Genomic DNA, 12,947 nt, shown 5'->3' on the forward strand with positions numbered 1-12,947 from the left:
CATCGGTCTGAATCGATTACTGGTGGGCGTTATTGGTCGTCGTCGGCACTATCGGTTTGGGTCAGCTTTTCCGCCAACGCCGTCGAACCCGGATAGTCGGTTTTACCGGTGGCCAGCACCGGCAGTTTTTCCAGCACGAACAATTTTTTCGGCAGATTGATGGCCGCCACGCCTGGCGAGGCTTCGGCCAATTGCTTCAACGTTGCGTTGCGTTGGGTGGTCAGCAGGATGATTTGTTCGCCCTTGCGCGGGTCGGGCAGGCTGACCGCAACGTGTTGTGTATCCGGCCAGGCCTGGATCGCCAATTGTTCGACCGCCGTCAACGACACCATTTCACCGCCGACTTTGGCAAAGCGCTTGCTGCGGCCGCGAATGTGAATAAAGCCCTCGTCGTCGACGTGGACGATGTCGCCGGTATCGTACCAACCTTCGCCGTACTGCGGCGAAATCGGGGGCGTCAATACGCCGGGATTATCCGGCAATAAGTAGCCTTTCATGATATTCGGTCCGGCCACGTGCAGCCGGCCGGCGCCTTCGATGCCCGGTACCGGCTCCAGGTGGTGCAGCATGTCGGGCATGAAGCGGCCGACGCTGCCGGCTTTGTAGTCCATCGGCGTATTGACCGACGTGACCGGAGCCGTTTCGGTCGCGCCGTAACCCTCCAGAATCCGGATCCCGAATTTGTTCAGCCACAGGGTGCGGGTGGTTTCCTGCAATTTTTCGGCGCCGGCCACGACATAACGCATCTTGTAAAAATCGTAGGGGTGGGCTTTTTTTGCGTAGGCCGCCAGGAAGGTGTTGGTACCGAACATGATGGTGGCGCCGACTTCGTAGGCCATTTCCGGAATCACCGCATAATGCAGCGGGGACGGGTAGAAAAAGCTGACCATGCCGTTTAACACCGACATCATCGTGCCGACGGTGAAACCGAAGGAATGGAACATCGGCAGGAAATTCAACACCACGTCGCCCGGTCCGAAATCGATGCGGGCGCGAATCTGTTTATGGTTGGCCAGAATGTTGGCATGCGACAGCACCACACCTTTCGGCAAGCCCTCCGAGCCGGAAGTGAACAGTACCACGGCCGCGTCGTCGGCATCGTATTCCCGGCTTTTGTACCAGAGTCGGGCGGTTTTGCCCTGCAGCCACGCCGCCGCCTTGTCGAAGCCGGTCAGCGCCGCCGCCAGATCCTCCAGATAGACCAAGTTCACTTGCTCAGCCAGTGTATCCGCTTCGGTTTGCAAATGCGCGGCTTCGATGAATTTGCGCGAGGTCAGCACGGTTTTGACCCGACCGGTGCGGCAGGCGGCAGCCATCCCGGCTGCGCCCAGCGAGTAATTCAGCATCGCCGGCGTGCGGCGGTAAAGTTGCAGTCCCAGTATTACGTTCAAGGTCTTGCAACTGTTCGGCAGCAACACGCCGACGTTTTCGCCGGACTCGGTAATGGATTTCACCAATTTGCCGACCGCGATGCTGCGCGTAATCAACGTGTCGTAACTGACCGGTTTGCGCTCCAGGTCCTCGGCAATGGCATAGTTGCCGCCGAAAATGGTGCGGGCTTCCAGTAGCGCGGCAAAAATGGTTTGCCGGTAATGGCTGGTGGCAAACATCATTTCGCTCATGATGTCCGACAAAATATGGCCGCTATGTTTGCGGCGGGCTTTGCCGGTGACGTCGCCGTGGGTTTCGATGCGGGTCGGGGGCAGGATGTGGAGGGTGATGCGCGGAAACCAGCGTTGTCTGACCTTATCGCCCAATTTGGAGAAGCGGCTGAATTCGGCGCCGTCGATCCGCACCGGCAGCAGCGTGGCGCCGGATTTATCGGCGACCATGCCGGTACCGTCGTATATTTTCATCAACGTACCGGTGGTGGTGATTCGACCTTCCGGGAAAATCACGGTTTTGGTGTCCTGTTGCATGTGGTGGATCAGGGCTTTCAGCGACAGCGGATGGGTCGGGTCCATCGGGAACACTTTGGATAGCCTCAAGAACGGTCGCAACCACCAGCGTTCGGAGATGTGGGTATTGATGGCGAACGTGATGTCGTCCGGTAAAAACACGCCCAATAACAGGGGATCGAGAAACGAGGTGTGGTTGGCGACGATCAGCACCCGGTTGCCGGCTGCGGCGTAATTCTCCAGACCGTTGACCTTGACCCGATAAAGTAGGGTTAACAACCAGCGCAATACGATTTTCAACATAAATTTCCTCCCCGGCGCAGTTTAGCAGACAGTAAAGATAAAGACCGGAGCTACTATAAAATCAAATTAAACAATGTTCAATTGAATTTTACAGTCTCCGATTTTGCATTGCCAAATCCGACCGTCGTTAGCGGAAACCGGCCGGCACCAAGCATTTCGCATTTTTCCGGCGGATTTAATTATCATGTCGCTGTGTCGAGCTGCGGGGCACGAGGAGCGAACAAGCCTAAAGCACGCTGCCAAAACCGCCGCCGAACTCCCGTTCAACGATCATGCGAGATCCATCATGACCCAGTTTTCCAGTCCCGAGCCGACCCAGGCCATCTCAGTTTGGCTGACCAGCGCCGACCGCAGTCGCTTGTTCGAAAAGGCGCAGGATGTGCTGTTTTTTCAAGCGGGCGTCGGCGTCGGCCCGGCGATTACGTTGGACCCGGAACAAACCCGGCAAACGATCGAGGGATTCGGTTTTTCGGTGACCGGCGGCAGTGCCATGCTGATCAGCCGCTTGCCGACAGACGTCAAACAGAAGTTATTGAATGAATTGTTTTCGGCCGACGCCGATGGCATCGGTGTCAGTTTTTTACGGTTGAGTATCGGCGCGTCGGATTTGAGCGAGCGCAGTTATTCCTACGACGATCTGCCGGCAGGGCAAACCGACTTCGAGTTGGCCTACTTTGACCTGGATGCCGGCGACTGCGAGGTGGTGCCGCTGTTGCGGGAAATCCTGGCATTGAATCCTGAGATCAAAATCATCGCCACGCCCTGGTCGGCGCCGCGCTGGATGAAAACCAACCAAGCTGCCGTCGGCGGCAAGTTAAGACCGGAGTGTTACGCCGTTTACGCTCAATATTTCGTCAAATACCTGTTGGCGATGCGCGAACGCGGTATCGCGATTCACGCCATCACGCCGCAAAACGAACCGAAAAACTTCAAAAACGACCCGAGTATGGTGATGGAGGCGGCCGAGCAAGCCGAGTTCGTCAAAACCTACTTAGGTCCGGCGCTGGCTGAGGCCGGTTTGGCCGAAGTCGAAATCTTGTGTTGGGACCACAATTGCGACGTCAAGGAATATTCGTTGGCGGTGTTCGCCGACGCTGGCGCCCGCCATTATTTGCGCGGCTCGGCTTGGCATCTCTATGGCGGCGATATTTCGGTGCTGTCGGAAATCCACGCGGCCTATCCGGACATGAAGTTGTATTTCACCGAACAATGGGTCGGCTCTGACGGCGAATTCGGTGGCGATTTGATGTGGCACATCCGCCATGTGCTGATCGGTGCCTGCCGCAATTGGAGTAACGCGGTACTGGAGTGGAATCTGGCGGCCGACCCGTTCTGCTGCCCCCACACGCCGGGCGGCGAGGCGCGCTGCGTCGGCGCTTTGACCATCGACGGCGAGCGGGTCGAGCGTAACGTGGCTTACTACATCATCGGCCATGCCGCAAAAACGGTAAGGCCGGGCTCGATGAGAATCGATTCCAGCGACGATTTGTTGCCGAACGTGGCGTTCGTTACCCCGGAAGGTAATCTGGTGCTGATTGTGTTGAACGACGGCGACGCCGGTGTTGGCTTCGATATCCGTTATCGAGCGCTTACTGCCCGCGTCGAAATCCCGGCCAAGAGCGTCGCCACTTATCTTTGGCCGGCAAATTAATCCGCGCCGGCTGATTTCTCAGACATCCTTTAACCGAAAACCATTCTGCAACTCATGAACTCATCTTCCATAACCGAGATCGCCCGGCAAAGCCGCTTGGCTGCGCGCCAACTGGCGCCGGCTTCCGACGCGCAACGTAATTTGGCTCTGGCAAAAATGGCCGAAGCGTTGCAGGCCGTTAGAGCGCAGGTACTGGCAACCAACGCCGAAGAAGTCGCTAAAGCCCGCGCGGTCGGCCAGACCGAGGCAATGGTCAAGCGGCTGACCATCGACGACAAGATGTTCGATTACATGCTGTCGCGCTTGAAAAAAGTCGCGCAACTGCCGGATCCGCTGAACCGTATCCTGACCGGCCATACCAATCCGGCCGGGTTGCGGGTGTATAAGAAGTCGGTACCGCTCGGCGTGATCGGCATGATTTACGAGTCGCGGCCCAACGTCACCACCGACGCCGCCGGCGTCTGCATAAAAAGCGGCAACGCTGTGATACTGCGCGGCGGCTCGGAGGCCTTGCAAACCAACGCGGTATTGACCGATGCGATGGTGGCCGGCGCGGCGGCCGCCGGCTTGCCGCAACACGCCATCCAGATCGTCCGCACGCCGGGCCACGAAGCGGTCGGCGAATTATTGCAACAAGACCAGTACATCGACGTACTGATCCCGCGCGGCGGCAAAAGCCTGATCAAACGTATCGCCGAAGGCACCCGGATTCCGGTGATCAAACATTACGACGGCATTTGCCATTTGTATCTGGCGGCCGACGCCGAACCGGCCAAAGCCGTGGCGCTGGCAGTCAATTCCAAATGCCAGAGCGTGCAGGTCTGCAACGCGTTGGAGACCTTGCTGGTCGATGCCGAATGTGCCGAACGGTTGTTGCCGTTATTGGATGAAGCCTTTACTGAAAATGGCATCGAACTGCGCGGCTGTGAGGAAACCCTGAAAATATTGCCCGGCATTGCCGCCGCCACCGAACAGGACTGGTCCAGCGAATACCTGGCGCCGATTCTGTCGGTGAAAATCGTCGCCGGCATCCAGCAAGCCATCGATCATATCAACCACTACGGTTCCGGCCACACCGACGGCATCGTTACCCAAAGCCTGAGGCTGGCAAGGCAATTCGAAGAACAAGTCGATTCGGCCTCGGTGATGGTCAATGCCTCGACCCGGCTATCCGGCGGCGGCGATTATGGACTGGGCTCGGTAGTCGGTATCAGCACCGACAAACTCCACGTCCGCGGTCCGGTCGGGCCGGACGGGTTGACTACCTATAAATGGATAGCGGTGGGGGACGGCCACTTGCGGGAATGAGCACGGAGTCTCGCTGAGTATCTTGAGAGCGGGCGCGTGTTAATGTTATGAGCAGAGTAGGGGATTAAGCCGGCAGTGGAAGGGAGTTGATTAACCAACCCGGCTTGCCTGCTTCGGGCGTCAATGCTCAATGGCCGAAGCGGGCTTCAGGGGGCTAACACCACTTCGCACGAATCGAAATAACGTTCCAGCCTATCCAGTTCGCCGGTGGCCAACTCGATGGCCGCATCGAAGGTCTTGCCGTTTTCGCTGTGTTGGGCAATGTCCAACATCAAATCGCACATGTTTTGGGTTTTAGTCAGTGCGTCATGTTGTTTTTCGATGTTTTCGAGTTGTTGGTCCGTAATCAAATAGATCTTCATGAGTCGAGTCCTCTTGGTACGCATTGCATTCAAGTTTCCGTAACGGATTAGAATGCTCTTAAACGGATCTGTCTGGCGTGTTTTTGGGTGCTGCCGGTATCGGCATGGTTGATATCCTCTCTCTCCGGGCTTAGCAAGGCTATTGTTCCAAGGTGCAGCAGGTTTATTGTCAGTAGAATTTTCCGGGAGAAACCCACCGGTAGATTTCCGAATCGTCGATTTGGAAAATTTCCCTTTTTGTAAAGGGATGAAATCCTGGTTGGCTTCGGGTTAAACTTGCCGCCCGCCGATCGTCTAGCATGCGGTCTGGCTCGATCAAGAACGAGGAGATGGCTCAAGTGATTTATGGCAACTCAAGGATAAGCATTATGCGTCGGATAAAGCTGGCCGGAATGGCTGCCGCCGTTTGTGTCGCCGGTGCGGCAAGTGCGGAAACTGTTTTTGTGACTTTGGAAAAAGACAATGCAATTGCTGTGGTCGATCCCGCCGAAGGCAAGTTGGTCAAGACCGTCAAGGTTGGCCAGAGGCCGCGCGGTATTGCGATCAGTCACGATGGCAAGACACTGTTCGTCGCCACCAGCGATGACGACACGATCCGCATGCTGGATAGCTCAAGCTTGAAGGAAATCGGTAAATTGCCTTCCGGCGAAGACCCGGAGACTTTCGCGCTGAGCCCCGACGACAAGCTGATGTACGTGTCCAACGAGGACGACGCCGAAGTCACGGTCATTGATATCGCCAGCAAGAAGGCGGTGGCTAAGGTCAAGGTGGGCGTCGAGCCGGAAGGTATCGCGGTCAGCCCTGACAACCAATGGACGGTCAGCGCCTCGGAGACCACCAATATGCTGCATTGGATAGGCACTGCCGATCGGCAGATCAAGGAAAATACCTTGGTCGATCCTCGGCCGCGCGCGGTGGCGTTTAGCGACGATAGTCAGCAACTCTGGGCAACTTCGGAAATGGCCGGTACGTTGACCATCATCGACACCGCAACCAAGCAAGTCGTCCAGAATATTAAACTGGATGTACCCGGTTTGAGCAGCGATTTGGTGCAGCCGGTCGGCATCGCTATCGATAAACAACGCCGCTACGGCTATGTAGCGATGGGGCCGGCCAATCGGGTCGCGGTGATCGACGCGCAGAATTACAAGGTGGAGAAATTTTTACTGGTCGGTCAACGAGTTTGGAATCTGGCTTTTTCACCGGACCAAAAGCGCCTGTATACCACCAACGGCGTCAGCAACGATATTTCGATCATCGACCTGGAAAGTCACAAGGTAACCAAGTCGGTGGCGGTGGGGCGTTATCCTTGGGGCGTAGCGGTCAAACCATGACGTCGGCGCTACAAATCGATGGTCTGAGTTTTGCCTACGGTGCCAAGAAGGCGCTGGATAATGTCGCGTTTCAGGTCGAGCCCGGCGAATGCACGATTTTACTGGGGCCGAACGGTGCCGGCAAAAGTACCTTGTTCGCCCTGATTACCCGGCTTTACGACGCCAGGGAAGGGCGCATCGCGCTGTGTGGTTACGACGTCAAGAAGCAAAGTCTGCAAGCCCTGGCCAAGTTAGGGGTAGTGTTTCAACAGACTACGCTGGACCCCGACTTGTCGGTGACTCAAAACCTGCGCTACCACGCCGCGTTGCATGGCATCAGCAAAAAACAGGCAGACCGCCGGATACAGGAAGAACTGGAGCGGCTGAACATGTATGAGCGGCGCGGCGAGAAAGTCCGGCAACTGAACGGCGGCCACAAGCGTCGGGTCGAGATTGCTCGCGCTTTGTTACACAAACCCAGTCTGCTGCTTTTGGACGAACCGACCGTCGGCTTGGATGTGCCTAGTCGGCAGGCCATCGTCAAGCACGTCCACGAATTGGTGAAGCAGCAAAGTCTCGCGGTATTGTGGGCGACGCATTTGATTGACGAGATTGCCGCCGACGACAGTCTGATAGTGTTTCACAAAGGCCAAATCAAGGCCAATGGCAAACTCACTGAAATATTGCAAAGCACTGGTTGGGCCGATCCCGGCCAGGTGTTCCAAAAGCTCACTCAATCCGACAAAGGCGGGCCGGCATGAGAATTTTGCATTATTGGCGGGCGCTGGTCGGCATCGTTGGTCGTGAATTACTGCGTTTTCTGCACCAGCGCGAGCGCTTCGTCTCGGCGCTGGTAAGACCCCTGGTCTGGTTGTTCGTGTTCGCGGCCGGCTTCCGCGCTGCGCTGGGTATTGCGATCAGCCCGCCTTACGAAACCTATATCTTGTACGAGGTCTACATCACTCCCGGGCTGCTGGGTATGATTTTGCTGTTCAACGGAATGCAAAGCTCGCTGTCGATGGTGTACGACCGCGAAATGGGCAGTATGCGTATGTTGATGGTGTGCCCGCTGCCGCGCTGGTTCTTGCTTTGCAGCAAATTGATCGCCGGTACCGCGGTCGGCGTGCTGCAGTGCTACGCTTTCCTGGGCATCGCTTGGTTGTACGACATCCAGGCACCGCTGCCCGGCTATCTATGGATACTGCCGGCGCTGGTGTTGGGCGGGATGATGCTGGGCGCGCTGGGCTTGCTGTTGTCCTCGTTCATCAAACAACTGGAGAACTTTGCCGGGGTGATGAACTTCGTGATATTTCCGCTGTTTTTCATGTCCACTGCGTTATATCCGCTCTGGAAAATCAAGGAGTCTAGTCCGCTACTGGCGACATTGGCTGAATATAATCCGTTCTCCCAGGCTGTAGAGCTGATCCGCTTCGCGCTTTATCAGCATTTCAATCAATCGGCTCTGATCTTCACTGCTATTTCTTTTCTAGGGTTTATCGGTGCGGCGATAGTCGGCTACAACCCCTCGAAAGGCATGATGGTGCGTAAGGGCGGCGGTGGCGATTGAGAGTTTTCGGTCAAGTCCGAAATCAATTTTTTTGCGTTTGTTTGCTAAAGTTCACAGAAATCTCGTCGCTAATTAGAGGGTCAGGTTGGTTTCGGTGGCGGCGGAGGTTATTTCTCCCATCCGCCAAAACTGGATTGGCTTTCTAGTTTGTTCGTTGGCGGGGGTGTTCATGGCTACAATCAATTCAATTTCAGCATCGCTGTATATTTCCCAGACCACTATCACTGTTTCTGCTGCAAGCGCTGCTGAGAAGCCGGAAGCGACGAAGCCCGAAATAGTTACGGACTCCCCCGGCGCGGATGGCCATCGCTACCATGGCGGCGGTTATTTTATGCGGAGCGTCGTTCACGCATTCCAGGGTTTGGGGTTGAGTTTTCCTCACGACAATGCTGACAACCATCATGAGTCGGATCGATCAAACCAGCGGGACGAAGGAAACGCTGCCGATATAGGACAACTGGTAAAGACATTTCTACAGGATTTGCGGCAAGTATTGACGCAATCTCGCTCGGGACAGGATGTTGGATTGAAGGCTGATGCAGCGTCCGGCGACCATGCAAGTGGGGTTGATACGGTTCCGCAATTGTCGAATAACGCGGCGACGGCGAATGCGTCGACCACGACCAGTACTGAGTCTGCGGACCAAGTTTTGACCGATTCGGCTTCCAGCTCGGCGCCGGTCACAACGGATGATGCTTCGACTCAGTATGCTCGCGGCGATGTGTTTAAGGCACTACACGGCTTTTTACACGAGTTGCGGCGAGCGCTCGTGCAAGTTGCAGATGCTGCAAATACCGGAGCTGGCGGCAAAGGTGATGACTATGGATCTCGCTCGGTCGGCTGGCACGGTTATCGAAATTTTTCCGCGAACTTGGACAACTTGATTGTGGCTTTAAGTGACGGGAGTCAGGCAAGTTCCGATCAATTTAAGTCTCTAAGGGAGGATTTCGATCGTCTGGTAAATCTTTTGGATAGTGGCAGTGGTGGCGCGAAACCTTCATTGTTGGAGTTTTTGAACAAACTTAAGGGTGACACCGAGCATCAGAATTCGGCACCGGCCGGCTCAGGTACTATCGTCTCTGCTACGGTGTAAGTCGGGATTAAAGCGGATTGGCAGAAAACGCTTGCACAAAAATTTAACGTCGTTATAATGCACGGCTCGAACGACAAGACTTTAGGCGCGTAGCTCAGTTGGTTAGAGCACCACCTTGACATGGTGGGGGTCGGTGGTTCGAGTCCACTCGCGCCTACCAAAATACTAAGCACCGCACGACGGTGCTTTTTTTATTGTGGAATCCAAAAATGCCAGTGATAACTCTGCCTGATGGCTCTCAGCGTCAATTCGACCATGCAGTTTCTGTGATGGATGTGGCTCTGTCTATCGGTACCGGGCTGGCTAAGGCGACCTTGGCTGGCAAGGTCGACGGTAAGCTGGTTGATGCTAGCTATCTGATTCAGGGCGATGCGACCCTGCAAATTGTGACCGCGAGGGATGAGGAAGGCGTAGACGTTATTCGTCACTCCACTGCTCATTTGTTAGCGCAAGCCGTTAAGCAGTTGTTTCCCAGCGCTCAGGTTACTATTGGTCCTGTCGTAGAAAACGGCTTTTATTACGATTTTTCTTACGAGAGATCGTTTACGCCCGACGATTTGGTTGCGATAGAGAAAAAAATGCAGGAATTGTCTGCAGCCGATATGCCGGTGCAGCGTTCTTTGATGGCTCGCGACGAAGCGGTGCAATTCTTTAGTGCGTTGGGTGAAAAATACAAGGCCGAGATTATCGCTTCGATTCCGGCAAAAGAGGAATTGTCGCTTTACCGGCAAGGCGAATTTACCGACCTGTGCCGCGGCCCCCATGTGCCGAGCACCGGTAAGCTAAAAGCATTCAAGTTGATGAAAATTGCCGGCGCCTATTGGCGGGGTGATTCGAAAAACGAAATGTTGCAGCGGATTTACGGTACCGCGTGGGGTGATGGTAAAGAATTGGCTGCTTATCTACACCGTCTTGAAGAGGCGGAAAAGCGCGATCATCGCAAAATCGGCAAGGCTTTGGATTTGTTTCATACTCAGGAGGAAGCGCCGGGTATGGTGTTCTGGCACGACAAGGGCTGGACGATTTACAAAGAAGTGGAGCAGTACATTCGCGAGAAGTTGCGGGTGAACGGCTATGGCGAAGTTAGGACGCCGCAAATTGTCGACCGTACTTTGTGGGAGAAATCCGGGCATTGGGATAAATTCAGTGCGATGATGTTCACCACGCATTCCGAAAATCGGGATTATGCGGTGAAACCGATGAACTGCCCGTGTCATATCCAGATTTACAATCAAGGCATCAAAAGTTACCGTGACCTGCCGGTGCGCCTGGCTGAATTCGGTTCTTGCCATCGTAACGAGCCTTCGGGTACTTTGCACGGTCTGATGCGGGTTAGGAACTTTGTGCAGGACGATGCGCATATTTTCTGCACTGAAGATCAGATTCAATCTGAGGTATCGACTTTTATCGATTTGCTGTTCGAAGTTTATAAGGACTTCGGTTTCGACGAAGTGATCATTAAGTTATCGACTCGCCCTGAAAATCGGGTCGGCGCCGATGCGGTATGGGATAAAGCGGAGAGTGCTTTGGAGTTGGCGCTTAACAATAGAGGCCTTGAATGGCAGTTGCAGCCTGGAGAAGGTGCCTTTTACGGTCCGAAGATTGAGTTCTCGCTGAAAGATTGCATCGGTCGGGTTTGGCAGTGCGGTACCATCCAGGTCGATTTTTCGATGCCGGAGCGGTTGGATGCCTGTTACATTGGTGAAGACAGTGCGCGCCATACCCCTGTGATGCTGCATCGGGCTATTTTGGGTTCGTTAGAGCGCTTTATCGGTATTTTGATCGAGCAATACGCCGGAAACTTTCCGTTGTGGTTGAGTCCGGTGCAAATCATGGTCATGAATATCACCGATCGTCATGCCGAATATGCCGAGCAGGTTCGCCTAGAACTTGAAAAACAAGGTCTTAGGGCCAAAATTGACTTGAGAAACGAGAAGATAGGCTTTAAAATCCGCGAGCATTCCATGCAGCGTGTCCCGTATTTGTTGATTATCGGCGACAAGGAATTGGAAACTCGAACTGCGAGTGTGCGTACCCAGCAGGGCGAGGATCTGGGAAGTCTGTCAATTGGCGAACTTGGCGAACGTTTGAGAAAGCAGATTGCGGATCGAAAATAATAACAACTTGGAGGATAGGGTATCAGCTCTAAAAAAGATGCAACGCGCTTAAATACCGAGATTACCGCCAGACGGGTAAGGGTGATAGGCGCTGAAGGTGAACAAGTTGGGGTTGTATCAATAAACGAAGCTTTGCAGCTTGCCTATGATGCGAACCTGGATCTGGTCGAAATTTCACCCAACGCCGATCCTCCTGTTTGCAAAATCATGGATTTTGGCAAATACCAGTTTGAGCAAAATAAAAAGCTCCAGGCCGCCAAGAAAAAACAAAAACAAATCCAGATCAAGGAAATCAAATTTCGACCGGGTACCGAAGAGGGCGACTATCAGGTCAAATTGCGTAGCTTGATCAAATTTCTCAACGAAGGCGATAAAACCAAAATCACCGTACGGTTTAAAGGGCGCGAACTAACTCATCGCGAACTGGGTATGGATCTGTTGAAACGTATCGAAACCGATTTGGAAGAGTTGGCCGCGGTCGAGCAATTCCCCAAGCTGGAGGGCCGGCAAATGGTCATGGTGATGGGGCCGAAAAAGAAAAAATAATTTTGCCGTTTTTTAAACGGTACAGCGTTGCCGGATTGCAGCGCCGATCGGGTTTTACCCGAAAAAATTCGGTTGGGCCGAGCATTTTGCCTGATTGAGTTTTTGCTCAGGGACTTTATTTTTAACATTGGAGAAAACAAATGCCAAAATTGAAAAGCCATAGTGGCGCCGGTAAGCGCTTTAAGAAAACCGGGACCGGTGGTTTCAAGTGCAAACAATCGCACAAACGCCACATCTTGACCAAAAAAACCACGAAACGGAAAAGACAACTGCGTAAAACAGCCATCCTGCATCCGTCAGATACGCCATTGGTAGCGCGCATGCTGCCATACAGTTGATCGACTAAATTACATTGCAGAGAGAATTGAAAAATGGCTAGAGTAAAACGCGGTGTTACCGCTAGAGCAAGACACAAAAAGATTTTAAAGCTGGCTAAAGGTTACTACGGTGCCCGTAGCCGGGTTTATCGGGTTGCTAAACAAGCGGTCATCAAAGCCGGTCAATATGCGTACCGCGACCGCAAGCAGAAAAAACGCCAATTCCGCGCTTTGTGGATCGTGCGGATTAACGCTGCGGCCCGCCAATTTGGCATTTCCTACAGCCGCTTAATCAATGGCTTGACTAAAGCCAATGTCGCTATCGACCGCAAGGTACTGGCCGACTTGGCCGTACGCGACATTCAAGCCTTCGGCGAGATTGCAAAGGTAGCAATCGCCAACCAGAGCAAGCCGTAAGCTGCTTTCAAATTCGGTTTTAGAAACCGTTTTGACGCATCCTCCCCGCTATGCG

At 54.1% G+C, this 12,947-nt stretch carries 12 protein-coding genes and 1 tRNA gene; 11 read left to right on the forward strand and 2 right to left on the reverse strand.

Annotated elements, in window-relative coordinates; genetic code table 11:
- Nucleotides 1–29: 29 nt before the first annotated feature.
- Entirely contained in the window at nucleotides 30–2,201 is a 2,172-nt protein-coding gene (locus tag C2U68_RS11750) for an AMP-binding protein (protein WP_140912675.1), read from the reverse strand.
- Between the two features lie 286 nt (nucleotides 2,202–2,487).
- On the opposite strand from C2U68_RS11750, the gene C2U68_RS11755 reads away from it, so the two are divergent.
- Nucleotides 2,488–3,852 (forward strand): glycoside hydrolase family 30 protein, encoded by a 1,365-nt coding sequence (locus tag C2U68_RS11755; RefSeq protein ID WP_140912676.1) that lies wholly within the window; start codon nucleotides 2,488–2,490, stop codon nucleotides 3,850–3,852.
- A 54-nt stretch (nucleotides 3,853–3,906) separates the two neighbouring features.
- Nucleotides 3,907–5,160: a glutamate-5-semialdehyde dehydrogenase gene (locus C2U68_RS11760; protein ID WP_140912677.1), complete on the forward strand. Its 1,254-nt coding sequence runs from the start codon at nucleotides 3,907–3,909 to the stop codon at nucleotides 5,158–5,160.
- A gap of 146 nt (nucleotides 5,161–5,306) precedes the next feature.
- On the opposite strand, the gene C2U68_RS11765 is transcribed toward C2U68_RS11760, so the two are convergent.
- Complete coding sequence (locus C2U68_RS11765) at nucleotides 5,307–5,522, reverse strand: hypothetical protein (protein WP_140912678.1); 216 nt, start codon at nucleotides 5,520–5,522, stop codon at nucleotides 5,307–5,309.
- 368 nt (nucleotides 5,523–5,890) lie between these two features.
- Here C2U68_RS11765 and C2U68_RS11770 point away from each other — a divergent pair, with 368 nt between their 5' ends.
- The 9 genes from C2U68_RS11770 to rplT all read left to right on the forward strand — a co-directional run bounded on the left by C2U68_RS11770 (nucleotide 5,891) and on the right by rplT (nucleotide 12,892).
- Nucleotides 5,891–6,856 carry a PQQ-dependent catabolism-associated beta-propeller protein gene (locus tag C2U68_RS11770; RefSeq protein ID WP_140912679.1) on the forward strand — a complete coding sequence of 322 codons (966 nt, stop codon included), beginning with the start codon at nucleotides 5,891–5,893 and terminating at the stop codon, nucleotides 6,854–6,856.
- Nucleotides 6,853–7,596: an ABC transporter ATP-binding protein gene (locus C2U68_RS11775; protein ID WP_140912680.1), complete on the forward strand. Its 744-nt coding sequence runs from the start codon at nucleotides 6,853–6,855 to the stop codon at nucleotides 7,594–7,596. The genes C2U68_RS11770 and C2U68_RS11775 overlap by 4 nt, the downstream gene beginning before the upstream one ends.
- Complete coding sequence (locus tag C2U68_RS11780; RefSeq protein ID WP_140912681.1) at nucleotides 7,593–8,402, forward strand: ABC transporter permease; 810 nt, start codon at nucleotides 7,593–7,595, stop codon at nucleotides 8,400–8,402. Before C2U68_RS11775 ends, C2U68_RS11780 begins: the two co-directional genes overlap by 4 nt.
- Nucleotides 8,403–8,571: 169 nt before the next feature.
- Nucleotides 8,572–9,495: a hypothetical protein gene (locus C2U68_RS11785; RefSeq protein ID WP_140912682.1), complete on the forward strand. Its 924-nt coding sequence runs from the start codon at nucleotides 8,572–8,574 to the stop codon at nucleotides 9,493–9,495.
- Between the two features lie 83 nt (nucleotides 9,496–9,578).
- A tRNA-Val gene (locus C2U68_RS11790) sits at nucleotides 9,579–9,655 on the forward strand.
- Between the two features lie 49 nt (nucleotides 9,656–9,704).
- A complete protein-coding gene (gene thrS / locus C2U68_RS11795; RefSeq protein ID WP_140912683.1) occupies nucleotides 9,705–11,612 on the forward strand; it encodes a threonine--tRNA ligase in 1,908 nt (635 codons plus the stop codon).
- A 21-nt stretch (nucleotides 11,613–11,633) separates the two neighbouring features.
- On the forward strand, nucleotides 11,634–12,158 hold the full coding sequence (gene infC, locus C2U68_RS11800) for a translation initiation factor IF-3 (RefSeq protein ID WP_140912684.1): 525 nt from the start codon (nucleotides 11,634–11,636) through the stop codon (nucleotides 12,156–12,158).
- Nucleotides 12,159–12,298: 140 nt separating this feature from the next.
- Nucleotides 12,299–12,496 carry a 50S ribosomal protein L35 gene (gene rpmI / locus C2U68_RS11805; RefSeq protein ID WP_054761633.1) on the forward strand — a complete coding sequence of 66 codons (198 nt, stop codon included), beginning with the start codon at nucleotides 12,299–12,301 and terminating at the stop codon, nucleotides 12,494–12,496.
- Between the two features lie 33 nt (nucleotides 12,497–12,529).
- Nucleotides 12,530–12,892, forward strand: coding sequence for a 50S ribosomal protein L20 (gene rplT, locus C2U68_RS11810; protein WP_140912685.1), 363 nt, complete (start codon nucleotides 12,530–12,532; stop codon nucleotides 12,890–12,892).
- The last annotated feature ends 55 nt before the right edge of the window (nucleotides 12,893–12,947 follow it).

This window comes from Methylomonas koyamae, from assembly GCF_006483455.1.
In the GTDB taxonomy this organism is placed as follows: Bacteria; Pseudomonadota; Gammaproteobacteria; order Methylococcales; family Methylomonadaceae; genus Methylomonas; species Methylomonas koyamae_B.